General features: G+C 66.4%; 14 protein-coding genes. 4 read left to right on the forward strand and 10 right to left on the reverse strand.

Annotated features, from left to right (window positions below; all coding sequences use genetic code 11):
* Positions 1 to 750 (forward strand): endonuclease VIII Nei2, encoded by a 750-nt coding sequence (gene nei2, locus AC5Y7D_RS19575; RefSeq protein WP_499926854.1) that lies wholly within the window; start codon positions 1 to 3, stop codon positions 748 to 750.
* 7 nt (positions 751 to 757) lie between these two features.
* Here nei2 and AC5Y7D_RS19580 read toward each other — a convergent pair whose 3' ends face one another.
* The 4 genes from AC5Y7D_RS19580 to AC5Y7D_RS19595 form a co-directional block, all read right to left on the reverse strand.
* The gene (locus AC5Y7D_RS19580; RefSeq protein ID WP_499926856.1) at positions 758 to 1,675 is read right to left on the reverse strand and encodes an extracellular catalytic domain type 1 short-chain-length polyhydroxyalkanoate depolymerase; all 918 of its coding nucleotides are present in this window, start codon (positions 1,673 to 1,675) and stop codon (positions 758 to 760) included.
* Between the two features lie 50 nt (positions 1,676 to 1,725).
* Complete coding sequence (locus AC5Y7D_RS19585; RefSeq protein ID WP_499926858.1) at positions 1,726 to 2,937, reverse strand: PPE family protein; 1,212 nt, start codon at positions 2,935 to 2,937, stop codon at positions 1,726 to 1,728.
* Between the two features lie 88 nt (positions 2,938 to 3,025).
* A complete protein-coding gene (gene pstS, locus AC5Y7D_RS19590) occupies positions 3,026 to 4,138 on the reverse strand; it encodes a phosphate ABC transporter substrate-binding protein PstS (protein WP_499926860.1) in 1,113 nt (370 codons plus the stop codon).
* The gene (locus AC5Y7D_RS19595) at positions 4,135 to 4,317 is read right to left on the reverse strand and encodes a hypothetical protein (protein WP_499926861.1); all 183 of its coding nucleotides are present in this window, start codon (positions 4,315 to 4,317) and stop codon (positions 4,135 to 4,137) included. The genes pstS and AC5Y7D_RS19595 overlap by 4 nt, the downstream gene beginning before the upstream one ends.
* Before the next feature lie 94 nt (positions 4,318 to 4,411).
* On the opposite strand from AC5Y7D_RS19595, the gene AC5Y7D_RS19600 reads away from it, so the two are divergent.
* The gene (locus AC5Y7D_RS19600) at positions 4,412 to 4,759 is read left to right on the forward strand and encodes a DUF732 domain-containing protein (RefSeq protein WP_499926863.1); all 348 of its coding nucleotides are present in this window, start codon (positions 4,412 to 4,414) and stop codon (positions 4,757 to 4,759) included.
* 80 nt (positions 4,760 to 4,839) lie between these two features.
* Positions 4,840 to 5,049, forward strand: coding sequence for a hypothetical protein (locus AC5Y7D_RS19605; protein ID WP_499926864.1), 210 nt, complete (start codon positions 4,840 to 4,842; stop codon positions 5,047 to 5,049).
* Here the strand turns inward: AC5Y7D_RS19605 and AC5Y7D_RS19610 are convergent.
* Together AC5Y7D_RS19610 and AC5Y7D_RS19615 are read right to left on the reverse strand one after the other, a co-directional pair.
* Positions 5,046 to 7,949: a sulfatase-like hydrolase/transferase gene (locus AC5Y7D_RS19610; RefSeq protein ID WP_499926866.1), complete on the reverse strand. Its 2,904-nt coding sequence runs from the start codon at positions 7,947 to 7,949 to the stop codon at positions 5,046 to 5,048. The two genes, AC5Y7D_RS19605 and AC5Y7D_RS19610, sit on opposite strands and share 4 nt — an antisense overlap.
* Positions 7,946 to 8,812 (reverse strand): pseudouridine synthase, encoded by an 867-nt coding sequence (locus AC5Y7D_RS19615; RefSeq protein ID WP_499926868.1) that lies wholly within the window; start codon positions 8,810 to 8,812, stop codon positions 7,946 to 7,948. Before AC5Y7D_RS19615 ends, AC5Y7D_RS19610 begins: the two co-directional genes overlap by 4 nt.
* 312 nt (positions 8,813 to 9,124) lie before the next feature.
* Between AC5Y7D_RS19615 and AC5Y7D_RS19620 the strand changes: the two genes are divergently transcribed.
* Entirely contained in the window at positions 9,125 to 9,739 is a 615-nt protein-coding gene (locus AC5Y7D_RS19620) for a DUF5994 family protein (RefSeq protein WP_499926870.1), read from the forward strand.
* A 17-nt stretch (positions 9,740 to 9,756) separates the two neighbouring features.
* Here the strand turns inward: AC5Y7D_RS19620 and AC5Y7D_RS19625 are convergent, their stop codons facing one another.
* The 4 genes from AC5Y7D_RS19625 to AC5Y7D_RS19640 form a co-directional block, all read right to left on the reverse strand.
* Positions 9,757 to 12,321, reverse strand: a complete 2,565-nt coding sequence (locus tag AC5Y7D_RS19625) for a PE family protein (protein ID WP_499926872.1) — start codon at positions 12,319 to 12,321, stop codon at positions 9,757 to 9,759.
* Between the two features lie 314 nt (positions 12,322 to 12,635).
* Positions 12,636 to 14,081 carry a gamma-aminobutyraldehyde dehydrogenase gene (locus AC5Y7D_RS19630; protein ID WP_499926874.1) on the reverse strand — a complete coding sequence of 482 codons (1,446 nt, stop codon included), beginning with the start codon at positions 14,079 to 14,081 and terminating at the stop codon, positions 12,636 to 12,638.
* A gap of 12 nt (positions 14,082 to 14,093) precedes the next feature.
* A complete protein-coding gene (locus AC5Y7D_RS19635) occupies positions 14,094 to 15,680 on the reverse strand; it encodes an APC family permease (RefSeq protein WP_499926876.1) in 1,587 nt (528 codons plus the stop codon).
* A gap of 17 nt (positions 15,681 to 15,697) precedes the next feature.
* Positions 15,698 to 17,644 carry a primary-amine oxidase gene (locus AC5Y7D_RS19640; protein WP_499926944.1) on the reverse strand — a complete coding sequence of 649 codons (1,947 nt, stop codon included), beginning with the start codon at positions 17,642 to 17,644 and terminating at the stop codon, positions 15,698 to 15,700.
* Positions 17,645 to 18,708 lie beyond the last annotated feature (1,064 nt).

The following is an 18,708-nucleotide window of genomic DNA, read 5'->3' on the forward strand; positions in this document are numbered from 1 at the left end:
ATGCCCGAAGGCGACACCGTCTGGCACACCGCAGCCACGCTGCGAGAGCACCTGGCCGGCCGGACCCTGACGCGTTGCGATGTCCGGGTGCCCAAATACGCCACCGTCGACCTCACCGGCCAAGTGGTGGACGAGGTGATCAGCCGGGGCAAGCACCTGTTCATCAGGGTGGGGTCGGCAAGCATCCACTCCCATCTGAAAATGGACGGCAGCTGGCGGGTCGGTCCTCAGCGCGTGGATCACCGCGCCCGAATCATTCTGGAGGCCGGTGACGTGCGTGCCGTCGGCATCGATCTGGGCGTGCTGGAGATACTCGACCGCGAGCACGACGACACCGTCGTCGCGCATCTGGGACCCGATCTGCTGGGTGCGGACTGGGACGCGCACGTTGCGGCAGCCAACCTGGTGGCGGACCCGGACCGCCCGATCTCCGCCGCGCTGCTGGACCAGCGCGTGATGGCCGGCATCGGCAACGTGTACAGCAACGAGCTGTGCTTTGTCTTCGGCCATCTGCCGACCGCACCGGTAAGCGCCATCACCGATCCGTTACGAATCACCTCACGCGCCCGGGAGATGTTGTGGGCCAACCGGTCTCGCCGGAATCGCACCACCACCGGTGACACCCGGGCGGGCCGGCAGGTGTGGGTGTACGGGCGAGCCGGGCAGCCATGCCGGCGGTGCGGAACACCCATCGCCTACGACCAAGACGCGCAGCGGGTGCAGTACTGGTGCCCTTCCTGCCAGCGGTGAGCGGCGTTCAGTCGCGGCCGTGCGTGAGGAAGAACTCCGCGACCACCTGCGAGCCGTCGAACACCTGGGTGGTCGCCCCGATGACGGTCCGCGGCAGATACTGCTTGCCGCCCGGCCAGGTGTGCCCGCCCTTTTCGATCCGGTAGAGCACCACTTCAGTGTTTTCGGCACACGCTCCGGAGTCGTAGCGGCGTACCACGGTCCCGTCGTTGACAGGTGGCAGCTCCTCCACCGACGGCGGACCCTGACACCGATCGACCGCCCGCCACCGGTCGAGCAGGCTGCCTACCGAGATCGCGTGGCTGAGCCCGCCCCTGCCGCGGACGTCACCGCCGTTGTAGGGCACCACCGGATCGCCGGTGCCGTGCGCGTCCAGCACCGAGACCGGCTGGGACGGGTTGCACGCCACCCCGACGCCCAGCGTGCCGGAAATGGGTGCGATCGCCGCGAAAATGTCGGCGCGCTCGCAGGCGAGGCGGTTGGACATGAATCCACCATTGGACATGCCGGTGGCGAATACATGCCCGGGGGGAACCTTGTATTCGTCGCGCAGTTTGATCACCAGTGAGACCAGGAAACCTACGTCATCGAGACGTTTGCGGTCGGCCGGCGCCGCACCCCGCCCGTCGGCCCAACTCTTGTCATAGCCGTCGGGATAGACCACCAGCAAGCCGTTGGCGTCGGCGACGGAGTCGAACCCCGTCAGCCCGCGCTGGCCGGCGCCGGTCCCGCCGCCGCCGTGCAGGTTCAGTACCAGGCCGACGGGCGGGCCCGGCGGTAGGTGGACCAGGTAGGTCCGGTTCAGCCCGTTATAGGAGAAGGTTCCGGCCTGATCCCGCGCGCGTGCCGCCGCGATCTGCCGCTCGTTGCACCCGACCAGACAGACGAGCACAACGGCCAGCAAGAGCATTCGCGCCCACGGCATGCCGTCAAACGTACCGATAGCTCTGGCTTGATCGACCCCGGCGCCTGCGCTCACCCCGCTGAGGGCGGACGGGTCATGAAAGTGCCCTTCAGCTCAAGACCCATTGCGAGGTCTTCGTACTTCGGCTCCTTGCGCTTGCGCCAGCCGCTACCCGCCGAAATGGGTGGCGCCATCAGGGGCGGCAGCATCGGGAACCCGTCGCCAGCAACATCTGCCGCGGGCAGCGGCGACGCCGCCGACGCCAGTTGCACCGGCATGTGCGCGCCGGTCAGCACCGCGGTAGCGGCCGGCGGCGCCGACAGGTTTCCCATCGACACCGCAACACCCATCGCCGCTGCCGGTTCGGCCGCGCCCAGGCTCGCCGCGGTGTCCGACAGGCTGTCCGCTGCCGCTCCCAGCGCCGATTCGCCCTCCGAGAGCCCCGCGGCGATGTCGGGAGCCACGGACTGCAGCGCCTGGGCGGAACTGAACTGCGCGAAGTAGCTCAGCAGATTGATCGGGAAGCCCGACGAGATCCACTGGTTCATATAGGTGTTGGCCAACCCGAACCAACCCTGGTTGGGGTCGAAGGTGACGCCGATCGCCTGCAGGATCGTGTCGACCGGGGACACTGGTGGCGCAATGGCGTCAGCGGGTGCCGCCGCGGCGCCAGCATTGGCGAGCGCGGACGTCACGCCGGTCGACGTGGCCGAGGCCGACGCGGTGTGCACGGCTTCGGCCTGTGCCGCGGGTCCTTCCGGCGTGCTGATCAGCGGCGGCGACGTGAATGCCGGCAACTGCAGGGCCTGCGCCGACGCCGCCTGGTAGCGATACATCGCCGCGGCGTTACTCACCCACATGCGCTCGTACTGCGCCTCGGTTTCGGCGATCGCCCCGAGGTTCTTGCCCAGGCCGTTGCTGGCCAGCAGTCGCGCAAGCTGCAGCCGGTTGGCGCTGACCACCGACGGGTGCACCACCGCGGCCTGCACCGACCCGAAGGCTCCCGCGGCGGCGCGCGCCGACGAACCCATCGCCAGACACTGCTGCGCGGTAGCACCCAGCCAGGTCAGGTAGGTACCCACCGCCTGGACCATCGCGGTCGACGCCGGGCCGTGCCAGGCTTCGGTCACCGATGCCAGCACAGGCCGGTAGGCGCGAATAGACTCCTCGAGGTCGTACCCCAGTTGCTGCCAGGCGTACGAGGCCTCGATGAGTGGTTCCGCGCCGGGGCCCGAGTGGATCAGCGCGGAGCTGACCTCAGGTGGCAGGCCGATGAAATCCATGCCATACACAATGTCAACTCAGGTGAATTTTTGCGAAACGGCGCGTTGACGAGGAAGGGAAATACCCAGGAACATTGGGCGTCGGCGACTATGAGATCGCATTGACCGCGGTCGCCAGGCGCGACCGGAACTCGTCGGGCACCGACACGTAGCCGTTGTCGGCAAGACCGCTCTGACCCGCCCCGGTGGCGCTTTGCAGGAACGCCTTGACGGCGGCGCCGACCTGCGCATCCGGGTACTTCGAGCACACGATCTCATACGTGGCGAGCACGATCGGATAGGCGCCGGGCAGGTTCGGCCGATAGAACGAGATGGTGTCGAAGGCCAGGTCGTTGCCCTCCCTGGCGAACCAGGCGGCCGAGATCGTCTTGCCCACCGAGCCGGTGTCGATGCCGACCGGGTCCGGACCCGCCGATGTGACGACGTTGGCCACGTTCAGGCGCTGCGCCAGCGCGAAGGACCATTCCACATAGGTGACCGAGCCTTCTGCCCGGGAGACGGCCCCAGCCACTCCGTCACTGCCGGCCGCGCCCTCTCCGACGCCGCCGTTGAACACCTTTCCGGCGCCCCGGCCCCAGGCGTCACCGGCGGCGGTATCGAGATACCTCTGAAAGTTGTCCGACGTTCCGGACTGGTCGCTGCGGAACACCACCCGGATCGGCTCGGCGGGCAGCGCAACACCGGGATTCAGCGTCTGGATCGCGGGATCGTTCCAGCCGGTGATCGCGCCGTTGAAGACTTTGGCCGCGGTCGGAGCGTCCAGGTTCAGCGACGTCACTCCGCTGATGTGGTAGGCGATGGCGATCGGCCCGAAAACCACCGGAAGATTCCATACCGGTGACCCACAGCGCTGTTGCGCCCCGGCGTAATCGTTCTTGCCCAGCGGGGAATCCGATCCGGCGAAATCGGTTTGGCCGCCCAGGAATTCGCTGATTCCGGCGCCGGACCCGTTGGCGGTGTAGTTGAGCGTGTGGCCCGGGCAGGCTTGTTCGAACACCTTGACGAACCGGGCCATCGCGTTGGCCTGCGCGGTGGAACCGCTGGCCTTCAGGGTAGGCCGGCCAGGGCAGTCCGCCGTCGCCGCCGGGGTTGGGGAGGAGTCGCTCTTGGACGCGGAGCCATTGTCCCCGGCGCACGCCGACACCGTCGCGGCGACGACGGCCAGGATCGCCAAAGCGGCGCCGAACCGATTGTGAGTCAATTCAATTCCTTGACGGGTACCGCCGAAACCGCGGTCTGCTGCGCAATCATGCGGCATCGTAACAAGTTCGGATCGTCGGGATTTGTTGTCGACTGCGGCTCAACCTGTTCGGATTTGATGATTTCAACTGCAGTTTCCGCCGGGTTCACGGTCCGGACAGATCGCGCCACCAGCGTCACGCACTTGATAGGGATGCGCTTCGTACGGTGTCGTTACGTGCGATGATCCCCCGGTAAGCATCTTGTTACGTCTCGACCGCCAGGAGGTGCCGGCATGGCCAGCCGCTGCCTGCGTAAGCCCGGCCCGCGGACACCCGCGATCGGTGCCGGACTGGTGGTCGGGTTACTCGGCCTCATGACGGCGTTGCCGGCACCTGCGGCTTTCGCCGATGCCGTCGACAGCCAGTTCCTCAATGCCCTGCAGGCGCACAACATCAACTTCGGGTCGCCCAACGCCGCCATTCTCGCCGCCCACCAGGTCTGCAACGAACTCGACGGCGGCAGGCAGAAGGCCGATGTCGCCAACGACATCACCAGTAGCAGCAATCTGGACGGCTATCACGCGGGCTACTTCGTCGGCGTCAGCATCGCCGCGTACTGCCCCCGGCACCACTCCTCCTAGCCAACATTTACGGAGTCGTAACGCGGGTGCCGGCTTGGCCCGCATACACTTTCGGGACGCATATCACGGAGAGTGATTCATTGATCGCGAAAGTAGTGTTCGGCCTTGTGTTGGCGCTGAGTGCCTCGGTGTTCGCCGCCGCTCCGGCCGGCGCCGACCCCAACCCGTTCAGTGTCCTCAACTGCAATTGCGAGGGCGGCGCCATGTTCCAGCCCCGCGGCACCCCGCACGAACAGATCGATACGGGTATCCAGAACGGGCTGAGCGACCTGCTGGGCAGCCCGGGCTAACCGGCCGCCCCCTGCCCCACTGCCTGGATCGAGGCGTGTTCGTGTAACGCCTGCTCGGTTTCGATCGCGACGGGCATGAGGTCGAAGACGACTTCCCGGACGGTCCCGGTGAACGCATACGGCGCCTTGTCCTCGTAGTCGCGGTCGACGACGAGCCCGTTGTCGCGGCCGACGTCCAAGCCCGCGTAGGAGGTGAATGACAGGCTCACGGTCTGGGGCAGTTCCCCCTCGCCGATCTGGCGGTCACCGGCCCACAAGGTCACCCGGCCACCCGATCCGACGACGGGCTGTTCCGACTCGAACATCATCCTCACGGTGACCTCGCCGGTAGGGATCGGTTCGGTGGACACCTGGCGATAGGTCTCGACGCCCAGGAAGGAGTAGGTATGGCACAGCCGGCGCTGCTCGTCCACCCACAGGGCAAACCCGCCCATGAAATCGGCGTTGGCGACTACCACCCCCTGCGCATCCTCCGGGACACTGACCCGGGCCTCGATCGCATAGGAGCGGCCGTAGATGCGTGGGACCATGCCGCGCTGGATGTTCTGTACGCCGCCTTGGAAGGTGAACCGGGTGGTGGTGGGCAGCGGTGGCAGGTCGCCGAACATCACCGCGAGACCACCCAGCAGCGGCAGCACCCGGTTGCGCTCGGCTTCCTCCCACCACAGTTGCTGCAGTTCGGCGAGCTTGTCCGGGTGTTCGGCGGCAAGGTCTTTGGCCTGCGAGAAATCCTCGGGTAGGTAATAGAGCTCCCAGGTGTCCTGGTCCGGATCGTAGTTGCCGGGGGCGAAACGCTGCATGGTTTCCGGTGACAGATCCCACGGCGCCCGGTCCAGCCGGGCGGACGCCCACCACCCGTCCTGGTAGATGGCGCGGCTGCCGAACATCTCGAAATATTGCACGGTGCGGTGCTCTTCGGCCGCCGGGTCGTCGAATGTCTGCAGGAAACTCGTGCCGTCCATCGGCTCCTGCTCCACCCCGTCCACACTGGTCGGCACCGGTAATCCGATGGCTTCCAACACCGTTGGCGCGATGTCGATGCAGTGGGTGAACTGGGCGCGCGGCTTGCCGTCGGGCCGGATGCGGCTCGGCCAGGCGATGACCATCGGGTCACGGGTGCCGCCCAGGTGGCTGGCCATCTGCTTGCCCCACTGGAATGGGGTGTTGTTGGCATGTGCCCATCCCGAGGCGAAATGCGGCGCGGTGAACTCGTCGCCGAGTGCCTCGATCCCGCCGTATTGCTCGATCAGCGCCAACTGCTGGTCGGCGTCCAGGTCCAGTCCGTTGAGGAACGTCATCTCGTTGAACGAACCGGTGTTGGTGCCTTCCATACTGGCGCCGTTGTCACCCCAGATGTAGATGACCAGCGTGTTGTCGGACTCGCCGAGATCGTCGATCGCATCGAGCAGGCGGCCGACGTTGTAGTCGGCATTCTCGGAGAACCCGGCGAACACCTCCATCTGGCGCGCATAGAGCTTGCGCTGGCTGTCGGTGAGGCTGTCCCAGGCCGGGAACAGGTCCGGCCGCTCGGTGAGCTCCGCATCCGGCGGGATGATACCCAGCTGCTTCTGCCGTTCGAATGTCTTTTGCCGGTAGACATCCCAGCCTTCGTCGAACTGGCCCCGGTACTTGTCGGCCCACTCTTTGAACACGTGGTGCGGGGCGTGGGTGGCCCCGGTCGAGTAGTAGATCATCCACGGTTTGGTGGGGTTCTGGGCCCGCACCGTATGCAGCCATTCGACGGCCTTGTCGGTGAGGTCGTCGGGGAAGAAGTACGGCCGGTCGCCCGACGGAGCCTCCGGGATGCCGATGACCGTGTTGTCCTGCGTGATGATCGGGTCGTACTGTCCGGCGGCACCGCTCGGGAAGCCCCAGAAGTGGTCGAATCCCCACCCCAGCGGCCAGTTGTCGAACGGGCCGGCCGCACCTTGGACGTTATCCGGGGTCAGGTGCCACTTGCCGAAAGCCCCTGTCACATAACCGTTGTCGCGCAGGATGCGCGGCAACGCCGCGCAACTGCGGGGCAGGACCGTCGCATAGCCCGGGTACGGACCGGGAAACTCGCAAACGGACCCGAAGCCGACCCGGTGGTGGTTGCGCCCGGTCAACAGCGCCGCGCGGGTAGGCGAGCACACGGCGGTGACATGAAAACGGTTGTAGGCCAGGCCGTTCTCGGCCACCCGAGACAGTGCCGGGGTGCTGATGCCACCGCCGAAGGTGTCGGGACCGCCGAAACCGGCATCGTCGATCAGGACGATCAGCACGTTTGGCGCGTTGTCCGGCGCGGCGGCGCCCGGAACGATGGTCCAGTCCCCGACCGACTCGGCGACGGTGCGGCCGACGGTACCGCCGAAAGTGCGTTGCGGGATGGGCAGCCTGGTGCGATCGGGATTGAACTTGCCCATCGCCTCCTCCAGCGCCGAACCCAGCGCCCGCAGCGTCGAACGACTCAGCTCGGCAACCGATTTCATCGGTGACCCGGACAGCGTCTGTTCCACCGGAAGCCGGCCGGTTGCCGGCGTCACCGCGATGATCAATGCGCTGCCCGCCGACAGCGCCGCACCGATCTCGTCGGCAAGCCCGCTCTTGATCCGGTGATTGGCGAAGGTGCCGGCCAGCGCGCCGGCCATGGCCCCGAAGGCGGCGGTGGCCAGCAACGCCGGGGAGAACAGGCCCACGGCCAGGCCGGCGCCCGCGCCCCACGCAGCGCCGCGGCGACCTAGCTTGTTGCCGGTGTCCAACAGCACGCCGTTGCCCTCGGCGTCCTTGCCGACCAGCACCGCACCCTGCAACGGCAGGGTCTTGGCGTTGGCGCGGCCGGTGAGGTTCTCGAAGTCGCTACGCGCTGTCTCGATGTCCTGATACCCGGCGACGATGACGAGTGCGTTGTCTTCGGTCATGACCAGAATTCCTCTCGGCGGCTGATGAACTCACGGTGCGACCCGGTTACCGGGTCAGGGAACTCGATGCGCTGGGCCAGCAATTGCAGTGGCGTGCTGAAGTCGTGATCCGCGACGTCGATTACGTTGGGATACAACGGGTCTCCGGTGATCGGTACGCCGAGCGCGGCCATGTGCACCCGCAGTTGATGGGTGCGGCCGGTGCGCGGCGTCAGCCGGTAGAGGCCGTCGCGCGACAACAATTCCACCAACGTCTCGGCGTTGACCGGTCCGGGTTCTGTCACGGCCTGCAAACGCCCGCGTCGCTTGACTATTCGGCTCCGGATCACCTGCGGCAGCGCCAGCGCGGGGTCTACCGCAGCCCGGGCCAGATACGTCTTGCGCACCACCCCGCGTGCGAAAAGTGTTTGGTAGGAGCCCCTGAGCGCGCGGCGGGTGGTGAACAGCAACACCCCGGCGGTCAACCGGTCCAGGCGGTGGGCCGGACTCAGCTCGGGCAGGCCGAGATGGCAGCGCAACCGCACCAGCGCGGTTTGGGCCACGTGCCGGCCGCGCGGCATGGTGGCCAGAAAGTGCGGCTTGTCGACGACCACGATGTCGTCGTCGCGATAGAGCACCGGAATGTCGAAGGGCACCGGCACCTCGTCGGGCAGATCCCGGTAGAGGTAGACGCTCGAGCCGGCGGGCAACACCGTTGTGCGGTCGACCACCCCGCCGGCGGCGTCCACAACTTCACCGGCCAGCACCTTCGCACCGGCCCGGGGCCCGAACCGACCGACGAGTTCGGCCAGTACCGGTCCGCCATGCACGCGCACCCGCGCCGGCCCCAAGGCCTCACGAACGCTAATCAGTGCGGGCTCCATCGGGTGCAGACTATCCACCGCCAACCGCTTGCGGGCTGCTTTCACCAGACATGGTGGTGGCGGCGCACCGGGTGCGGCGGGCGATTGCACGAGTCGCCGCAAGTGCAGGCGGCCGCGGCAACGTGCTTTGCGGTCACCGGTGCGCGGATTGTCGACGACAACGCCGTAGGGTCGCGCGCCTTGCTCGACTTCTCAAGTGATGCAAGCGCTTAACCGAAAGTTCGCCCGTTGTTCGACCGCTGCGCTCGCGGGCTATTCGTGACAACCGTACCGTGGGGTCACTCAGGGCACTCACTGGACAGGCGGTAACCGATGCAACGCCCAACTCGGTTGAAAGTCAAGCCATTTCGGCCGGTTTCCGAGCACACCGACGGAGCCTGGTGGCCGCGCTCGACGCGGCTGGCCGACGAGCTACCGGGCCTGGTGGCGTCGCTGGCCGAACGGCTGGGGCCGATCGCGATGGTGGGCTACCACCACAACAGCTGGGACGACGCACCCCGCGTGCTCGAGGTGGCCGGGCACGCCGTCGAACTGCTGGGCTTCAGCGGTGACGAGCCGGACAGCGTCATCCTGATCGGAGAAGACGGTCATCACCTGACCCTGAACGTCATCTCACCGGACGCCAGCGACGAGGGCGGCCAACAGGCCCTCGAAGAGGCCCGCGCCGACGACGACGTCGCCGCCGCCGCGACCCGTTCCCTGGTCGCCCGATCGGTGGCCGACGTCGCAGAGAAATTGGCTCAGCACGAAGGCCGAGGCGACGAACAGCTCACTACCAGACTCCGGCCGCAGATCCTGCAGTGGTGTGAAGACGCCGCCCAACGGTTCGTGGACGCTCCCGTGCAGCAATTCGTCCCGATTCTCGTCGAGCACCTGGTGCGCAACCGCCTGCTGGAGTCGCGGGCGGCGGCTGGGTCGGGTCATTAAGGCGTCAGCACCGCGGCTCAGCCGCCGTCGGGTCCAGGGACGCCGTTGAGTCCGGACGCGCCGGCATTTCCCGGTCCCACCGGGCCGGCACTCGGTCCGCCGGCCCCGCCGGCGGCGCCCAGTCCGCCGGCTCCGCCGTCGCCGACGAGCCCGGCGGCCCCGCCGTTACCGCCGCTACCGCCGTTACCTCCGGAATGGCCGGCCTCATAGGAGTTGCCGCCGGTCCCGCCGGCCCCGCCGACGCCGCCGTTGTTGGGGCTGCCGCCGTTGCCGGCGGCACCGCCCGCGCCGCCGGGACCGCCGTCGCCGTACCCGCCTCCGGCCTCGCCACTGCCGCCCATGCCGCCCGCTCCACCGGCTCCGCCGGTCCCGAAGAGCAATGCCCCCAACCCGCCGGTGCCGCCGGTGCCGCCCGCCCCGCCGCTGACCAACCCGCTGACCCCCCCGGCCCCGCCGGGCCCGCCGTCGCCGCCCGGCCCGAACAACCCGGCCACACCTCCGACGCCGCCGGCACCGCCCACCCCGCCATGCAAACCGCCGGCGGTGGCATTACCGCCACCTCCGGCCCCACCTGCGCCACCGGCTCCCGAAATCCCATACAGCAACCCGGCACCGCCTCCGACGCCGCCGGCACCGCCACTGCCGCCGGCAACGCCGGTGACCAGTGTCGTGGCGTTCTGACCGCCGGCAGCTCCACCCTGGCCGCCCCGGCCGCCGGCCCCGCCGTCCCCGAACAGCCCGGCCCTGCCTCCGGCCCCACCGGTTCCGCCATTAGCCCCGTTGAAGCCCACCGCCCCCGGCGCGGCGATCCCGCCGGCCCCGCCCGCCCCGCCGGTGCCGAACAGGTAGCCGCCATGGCCACCCGCCCCACCGGCGCCACCCAACCAACCGGAGCCGCCGGCCCCGCCGGACCCGATCAATCCCGCCGCACCCCCCGCTCCACCGGCCCGACTCGTAGTGCCGCCGGTGAAGCTGAACCCTGCACCGCCATTGCCGTACAACAGCCCCCCGGGTTGCCCGTCGGGACTCGAGGCCGTCCCGGCGGCACCGTCACCGATCAACGGCCGCCCCAACAACGCCTCGGTCGGGGAGTTCAGCGCCCCCAGCACACCTTGTTGCAGCGAGGAACCGGAGGCGCGCCAGGTGCCGGCGAGCGCGGCGGGGTCGCCGAACGCCAGCCCGGTGGTTCCGGGGACGCCGTCGAGTCCACCCGCGCCGGCGTTTCCCTGTCCTACCAAGCCTGCGGCCGGTCCGCCGGCCCCGCCGGTGGCGCCCAGTCCACCGGGGCCGCCGGTGCCGATCAGCCTGGCGGCCCCACCGTTACCGCCGCTTCCGCCGTTACCTCCGGAATGGCCCGGTTCGTAGGAGTCGCCGCCGGTGCCGCCGGTCCCGCCGGCACCACCATTGCCATAGGACCAGCCCCCGGCCCCGCCAGCGCCTCCGGCGCCACCGGCCCCGCCATCGCCGGACCCGCCGATAACGCTGCCACTGCCGCCCGTGCCACCCACTCCGCCGGTCCCGCCGGTCCCGAACAGCAACGCCCCGGTTCCACCGGTGCCGCCCGTGCCGCCGGCTCCGCCACTCACCAGCCCACTGGCCCCGCCGGCCCCACCGGTGCCGCCGTCGCCGCCCGGCCCGACCAACAACCCGCCGACACCGCCCAGCCCGCCGACGCCGCCCGTCCCGCCATAGCGACCTCCGGCGGCGGCGTTACCGTCGCCCCCGCTCCCACCGGCGCCACCGGCTCCCGAAGCGCCATACAGAAACCCGCCGGCGCCACCGGTCCCGCCGGCACCGCCACTGCCGCCGGCCGTGCCGCTGACCAGTGTCGTGGCGTTCTGACCGCCCGCGGCCCCACCGTGGCCACCGCGCCCGCCGACCCCGCCGTCCCCGAACAACCCGGCCCGGCCCGCGGCCCCGCCGGTCCCGCCGTTGGCGCCGTTGAAACCCACCGCCCCCGGCGCTCCGCTCCCGCCGGCCCCACCGGCACCGCCGGTGCCGAACAGGTAACCGCCATGGCCCCCGGCGCCACCGGCGCCACCCAGCCAGCCGGCCCCGCCGGCCCCGCCGGCCCCGATCAGCCCCGCCGCACCCCCCGCACCACCGGTCTGAGTCGTGGTGCCGCCGGTATAGCTGAATCCCGCACCGCCGTTGCCGTACAACAACCCCCCGGGTTGCCCGTTGGGACTCGACGCCGTCCCGGCAGCACCATCACCGATCAACGGCCGCCCCAAGAACGCCTCGGCCGGAGCATTCAGCGCCCCCAACACGAATCGTTCTGCCGCCTGCAACGGCGAGGCGCCGGCGGACTCGGCAGCCGCATACGATGCCCCGGCGGCGGCCAGAGTCTGGACGAACTGCTGGTGGAACCGCGCGGCTTGCGCGCCGAACTGTTGATAGGCCTGCCCATAGGAGCCGAACAACGCGGCGATCGCCAGCGAAACCTCATCCTGGGCCGCGACAATCACGCTGGTGGTCGGTAGCGCCGCGGCGGCACGGGCCGCATTGATCGCCGAGCCGATGCCGGCCACATCCACCGCCGCACCCGCCAAGACTTCGGGCGCCGCAACTACCTGCGACATGTGCCTCCATCGGGTCTGGTACCGGACAGCGGGAGAACAGGTTCGGGCGGCGGGTTCCGGCTCGCGAGCCGAGTGGGCTCATCATAGCGATCGCCAGGTGACGTCGGCGTCGGTTCCGCGGCCTGGGCCGGCCGGGGTCCTGGAAGGCGTCTGCTGGCGACATCCACGTCTGCCGGCGCGGCCACCGTGCGCTCCGACGAGACCCGAGGCCACCCCGGACCCAACCGCATCCCGAAACCACCAACGCATCCGCCGAGCCGAGCGCCAAGGAGATAACACTCGACGTGACCTCGCAGGTGATGATCCGGGCCGGATCAGCCCGTAAATCCGTGATAGTGCATCACGTGTTTGATGCGGGTGTAGTCCTCGAAGCCGTACATCGAGAGGTCTTTCCCATAGCCGGAATGTTTGAATCCACCATGGGGCATCTCGGCCACCAGAGGTATGTGAGTGTTGAGCCACACACACCCGAAGTCCAGCTGGGCGGTCATCCGGGCCGCCGTATCGACATTGCTGGTCCACACCGAGGACGCCAGACCGTAAACCGTGCCGTTCGCGAACGCGACGGCCTGCTTCTCGTCGCAGAATCGCTGCGCCGTAACGACCGGTCCGAAAATCTCGGTCTGGATCAACTCGTCGTCCTGTTCCAGGTCGGCGATCAGGGTTGGTTCATAGAAGAAGCCGGCGCCGTCAATCGCTCGGCCGCCGGCCAAGATTCGCGCATGAGCCGGGGTGCGCGACACCAAGCCGGCAATATGTTGCATCTGATTATTGTTGTTGATCGGGCCGTAGAGAATATCGCTGTCGGCCGAATCGTATCCGGTCTTGGTGGTGGCCACCGACTCAGTCATCGCCGCCAGGAAGTCATCGTAGATGCCGTCCTGAATGATGATCCGGGTGGCAGCGGTGCAGTCCTGGCCACCATTGAAATATCCTGCCACCGTGAGCGCTTCGACGGCAGCCGGGATGTCGGCGTCATCGAAGATGATCACCGGCGCCTTGCCGCCAAGTTCCAGGTGGGGCCGTTTGATACCTTCCGCCGCCCGAGCTGCGACAGCCATGCCGGCCCTGGTCGACCCGGTGATCGAGACCATCTGCGGCACCGGGTGGGCAACTAATTCCGCACCGGTTTCGCGATCGCCGCATACCAGATTGCACACTCCAGGCGGAAAGATCTCCTGCATCTTGTTCACCATCCAAAAGGACGACGCCGGAGTGGTATCCGAGGGTTTGAGCACTACGGTGCAACCGGCAGCCAGCGCGGGAGCGAGCTTCCACACGGCCATCATCATCGGGTAGTTCCACGGCGCAACCTGGGCAACCGGACCGACCGGCTCGCGTCGAATCGAGGAAGTGTAGCCGCGCATGTACTCCCCCTGCGATCTACCCTCCAAAACCCTTGCGGCCCCGGCGAAAAACCGGATCTGATCGACCATGGCCGGTATCTCTTCGGACATGGTGAGACCGACTGGCTTTCCGGTGTTCTCGCTCTCGATCGCGACGAGTTCTGTGGCATGGTCCTCGATGGCGTCCGCGAGCTTGAGTAACGCGCGTTGCCGTTCGCCCGGCGTGGACCAGCGCCAGGTCTCGAACGCTTTCGCGGCGCAGGTGAAGGCATCATCCACGTCGCGCGCGGTGGAATTGGGCGCTGACGCGTAGACCTGTCCGGTCGACGGATTCACGATGTCCATAGCCTGGCCATCGGCGGCGGCCCTCACTTCGCCGTTGATGATGTTGAGGAATCTATTCTTGTCAGACATCTCGTCACCTCTTCAGTTGTCTTGCGATTCATCGTTTTTCCGGCCGAGACTGTCGCAGGGCCGAGACTCGGTGCCCCGTGTCAAAGTGCGGCCGAGGAAAAAATCGGGCTGACGGGCTCGCATCACGACCATCAGGGCGGCCCCGAGCAACAAGATGCCGCATCCCAGGAAGAACACCAGACCGATACCGTCGATCGAAGCACCGCTGCCGTGGCGGGGATCGGTGCTCTGGATGATCGAAATCACGAACACCAGAGCCAGCAGTGATCCGCCCAGCAGCGGGAACAGCAACTTGAACACGACATTGTGCAGACTGTCGAGCAGCACCGAGCGGAAGTACCAGACGCAGGCGAACGCGGTGATTCCGTAGTACCAGCACACCAGAATGCCCAGTGTCGCAATCGTATCCAGTAGCGTCCGCGCCGACAACAACCGCGCCAGTCCATAGAAGGCGCTGGTGGCAACACAGGCTACAACGGTGCCATGCAAGGGCACGGATCGGGAACTGACCTTGGCCAGCCGCTGCGGAAACGCTTTGTAAGCGCCCATAGCGAGCATGCAACGCGCCGCGGGCAGGAAGGTTGTCTGCAGACTGGCCGCCGAGGATGCCAGGATCGCCAGGAACAGCAGCTGGCTCCCCCAGCGACCGAGTACCGGCTCCGCGAGGGCGCCGAAAGCGTTGTCGGCGTTTGCCGGGTTCCCCAAGCCGAGCCCCTGTGACCCCACCCCGGCGTACATCATCATCGCCGTGCTGACCAGCAGGTAGGTCAGCAGGATTGTGATCACGCAGAGCATCCCGGCTCGGCCCGGCACCTCCTGCGGATCCTTGCATTCCTCGCCAAGGGTCAGACAGGTATCCCAACCCCAGAAGGCGAAGACAGAGCCGGTCACTCCCAGCGCCACGGCGCCGACACCGATGCCGCCGAACGGATTGAACCATTCGGCGCTGAAGTGAACGGCGACCGGCGCGTGTCCACGGTTGACGGACAGGCCGGCAGCGACCGCAAAGCCTAGAACCACGGCCATCTGGAAGCACACCAGCACCCACTGCAAGCGTTCGCTGGTTTCGATACCACGACACGACACCCACGCGGCCAACCCGAGCAGCGACACCGTGGTCGCGATGTCAACCCACTTGTTGGCCGCCAACGCGGTGAGGGCAGCATCATGAAACAAGGCGCCGAGAAACAAGTACAAGAAGTTCGCCGCCACCGCGGCCAGGTTGGACAACACGATGATCGTCGCAGTCACCATGCCCCAGCCGCACATCCACCCGACATAGGGCCCGAACGCTTTGGTGGACCAGGTGAACGAAGCACCACAGTCTGGGGTGTCCGCATTGAGTTCCCGGTACGCGAACGCAGTGAGGAACATCGGGATGAAGCCACCGATGAAGATGGCCGGCATCTTGAGCCCGACGGTGGCCACGATCAAGCCGATGCTGGCCGTCAGCGTGTAACCGGGTGCCACACAAGCGATTCCCAGGATCGCCCCGGAGAAGGTGCCCACGGTTCCTGAGGCGAGTCCTTTGCTATTGCAGCCCTCGGGCGACGCCGCGACCCCATCTTCGGAACCGGGCACGGCGACCTCTGCCGACATGATTCGGGTCGCCGGAATCACTGAACGCCGGGATGACACGACGCCGGTGACGTCGGCGCGACATCCAAGGCTGGATTGCGATCGAAGAATCCCACCGGCTTGAGCCAGAACGACACCACGTCGGCCGGCATGACAGGCCAGTCCTCCGGGCGCGGAATATGATGGATCCCGAAGGTATACCAGAGCACCACGTCGGTGTTGTCGATCGAGCGGTTGGTCGCCGTCCACTCGGGTAGGCCCCGACCGGGTCCACTCTGATTAACGAATTCTCCTGCGGGCCAACGCTCATCGGGTCGGTTCGGCGTCACCCAGACGGTGTGAGCGATTACTTCCGCGCGCCGCAACACCGCCGAATCGCGGTCAAACATCGACGGGATCACAGCGCCGGGGACCAGCTTGTACGACGGGTGTGTGCCAAGGCCGTTCATGACATTCTCATTGACCACCCGCCAGGCCCGCTGAGTCTCCCAGTTGTAATCCTGCTTGCCCTCCTCTTCGTTGCGCAAAGCGGTGTTTCGCTGCCGAAGTGACAAGCCGTACGGATTGTCCGGCCCGGTCGGCACCACCTCGGTTTCACTGACGTAGACGGTGTTCTCCGCTCCGTCAATGTCGAGATCCAGTCGCGCAGTGAGGAAATGCTGATGGTAGGGCGCGTAGGTCAACCGATCCACCAGAGTTCCATGCGGATGTGGCTCACCCTCGGCAAGATGAGTGGTCACCATAAGGCCGGTCGCCCGAACTTCGCACTCGATGCTGCCGTCCTGGTAGAAGCGCCAGTACACGAGGTATTCGTAATTGGCGACCGTGACGTGGAAAGAGACGGTCAAGCGGCGCATCCGCCTGACCTCGGAACCACTTTCGTGGTCGACGTGTTTCCACAGAACAGCGTTGTCTTCTTCGTGGATGCAGATGGCGTTCTTGATCGTGTACGGTTCGCCCTTGCTGTTGTGCAGAACCGCATCCAGATAACGGATCTCACCCAGGCAATCACAACCCAGCGCCAGTGAGGTCGTCATGAACCCCAGACCCCACTCGCCGATGTCGAACGCGGTACGCCGGTAGTGGTCGTCACTGTGGTCCCGGTACGGCACCACCATCTCAGCGAAAGACATACGGTGAGCAATGCGACGCACGCGGCCGTTGTCGTTGTAGGTGACCGTGTGCAGCGTCAAGCCCTCCCGATAGTTGAAACCGATTCGCAGAGACCAGTTTTGCCACTGCAGAAGGTTGCCGGCGAGGGTGAACGACGGTCCGTCCGGTTGAACTATCTCCAGCTTCTTCAATGATGTTCTCGCACTGGATACCAGTACCCGATCGGGAACATGTTCGGGCAGGTATTCACCCATGACTTCCGGGAACTCTAACGGCGTGCCTTCCTCAATCTTCAGTAGCTGCATGGCGTTCAGGTCGACGATGCAGTGGAAACCCCTGAGGTGGTGCGCGTAGTAATTCGCTCCACCGGGCGCTTTGACCCAAGTGTCGGACCAGGCGATGCGACGGTCACGGAAGGCTTCGGGAATCAGAGCCTCGCCATAGGTCCATATGTCCATCAGGACGCTGCTGACGTCAGTGACGCCGCGGCGGCCCAGAGCGGCCAGGACATCCGGGTGATTGAGGAGCAGCTGCCCTGCCTCGTTCCATTCATCAACGGTGCAGTTCGGCTGGACGCCGGGCAGATACGTCCACGACAGGACTGTGTCGTCGGACAGCGAGACGCGCGCCTTATACGTCTGGTTGGTCTCACGGTTGAATACAACGGCCACCGCGCGACGGTCGGGAGCATTCCCGCCGTCCTCGAACAACGCAAGTTCCTTCTTGCCGGGCTCGTCCAATTCGATCGAGGCGAATCTCCACCGCTGACCATCGACGTCCTGGTCGCGGCGCAGGACTGCTACGGTCCTGTCGAATTCGGTCTCATCGAGCGGGTCCAGCGGATGATGGATCTGTCTGTCCGTGTCGCTCATCGAGACTCCCGTCTTCACCGGGGCGCGCAGCCTCTTGCCGGCCAATCCGGTGCCAGCACCCCGGAACTAGTTTTCACCGTTTGCTGCCCTACCATTACCAACAACGACATCGACGGCAAATACGTTGCGCGGCACCTTTGCCTGGCAGCACGGCTGTGATGTGTCGGAAAGGTGGCTATGTTGCCACATCCGACTGAAAAGTGTATCCAACACGTACCACGTTGGGAGGGAAGGATCGAAGATTTGATCTGTTCGACACAAAGTCGAGCACGCCCGGCCAATGCAATTTTCGATATGGCCCTATAGTCGAAACGACTGATCTCTCGCTCAGTTGCCAACGTCGCCTCATTATGATCCGTGTCACACACCGGTGGCAGAGGCTGACGTTAGTTGGGTTGAAGCGGTGCCGCGTGACCGAGAAGCTGTGTGCAAACTCGTTTGAACAAGTGTTCTCATTCTGGACAAGCTCGTCAACGTCCAGGTTAGAGGCCCAATGCGCTGGCAGCGCTGCCTCCAAGACGGCTCCGCTGGTTGACTTCGCTACTTCTGCGTAGCCCAGTGAGTAGCGGGAAAGTCAAACAACAAAGCTGTTGCGTTGGAATCAAATGAGGCCGGCAATTATCGCCGCCGTGGGTTTGGCGAGGCTGCAAACCGACACTGATTTGAGTACTTATTACGGGGCCAGGTTCTGCTTCGGCGCGGTCGCCGTGTCCCGATAGCCGACCTCGTCGATCACCTGTGCAGGCCAGCGGTCAAGCGGCGGGAAATCGGGAACTCCCGTTCACACGTCTGATCGGCAGGAGATCCGACAGTCTGTAGCGATTCGCAGCGCGTCCCCCTTTCAGTATGGGACGAATATCCATCCTTGACGGGGTATTGCCCGGTGAACTATCGGAGAAGGGTCCGGAACCGATTCCTCGGGTGACAACAATCGAGCGGAAAATCACCGCCTGAAACTCCTCCCCGTCCACGGTACTTCACGCTGCTAATGCTGATGGAAGGCGTTGACGTCGCGGGTCCCTACCCTGAAGCCCGGTATCGCAAGCTGTTCACGCCGTCGATCT

It is taken from the genome of Mycobacterium sp. NGS49 (assembly GCF_059812565.1).

Excerpts from the sequence above, each read along its gene's own strand:
- nei2 (WP_499926854.1), top strand. The coding sequence starts at position 1 with ATGCCCGAAGGCGACACCGTCTGGCACACCGCAGCCACGCTGCGAGAG.
- AC5Y7D_RS19580 (WP_499926856.1), bottom strand. The coding sequence starts at position 1,675 with ATGCCGTGGGCGCGAATGCTCTTGCTGGCCGTTGTGCTCGTCTGTCTG.
- AC5Y7D_RS19585 (WP_499926858.1), bottom strand. The coding sequence starts at position 2,937 with ATGGATTTCATCGGCCTGCCACCTGAGGTCAGCTCCGCGCTGATCCAC.
- AC5Y7D_RS19600 (WP_499926863.1), top strand. The coding sequence starts at position 4,412 with ATGGCCAGCCGCTGCCTGCGTAAGCCCGGCCCGCGGACACCCGCGATC.
- AC5Y7D_RS19610 (WP_499926866.1), bottom strand. The coding sequence starts at position 7,949 with ATGACCGAAGACAACGCACTCGTCATCGTCGCCGGGTATCAGGACATC.
- AC5Y7D_RS19615 (WP_499926868.1), bottom strand. The coding sequence starts at position 8,812 with ATGGAGCCCGCACTGATTAGCGTTCGTGAGGCCTTGGGGCCGGCGCGG.
- AC5Y7D_RS19620 (WP_499926870.1), top strand. The coding sequence starts at position 9,125 with ATGCAACGCCCAACTCGGTTGAAAGTCAAGCCATTTCGGCCGGTTTCC.
- AC5Y7D_RS19625 (WP_499926872.1), bottom strand. The coding sequence starts at position 12,321 with ATGTCGCAGGTAGTTGCGGCGCCCGAAGTCTTGGCGGGTGCGGCGGTG.
- AC5Y7D_RS19630 (WP_499926874.1), bottom strand. The coding sequence starts at position 14,081 with ATGTCTGACAAGAATAGATTCCTCAACATCATCAACGGCGAAGTGAGG.
- AC5Y7D_RS19635 (WP_499926876.1), bottom strand. The coding sequence starts at position 15,680 with ATGTCGGCAGAGGTCGCCGTGCCCGGTTCCGAAGATGGGGTCGCGGCG.
- AC5Y7D_RS19640 (WP_499926944.1), bottom strand. The coding sequence starts at position 17,644 with ATGAGCGACACGGACAGACAGATCCATCATCCGCTGGACCCGCTCGAT.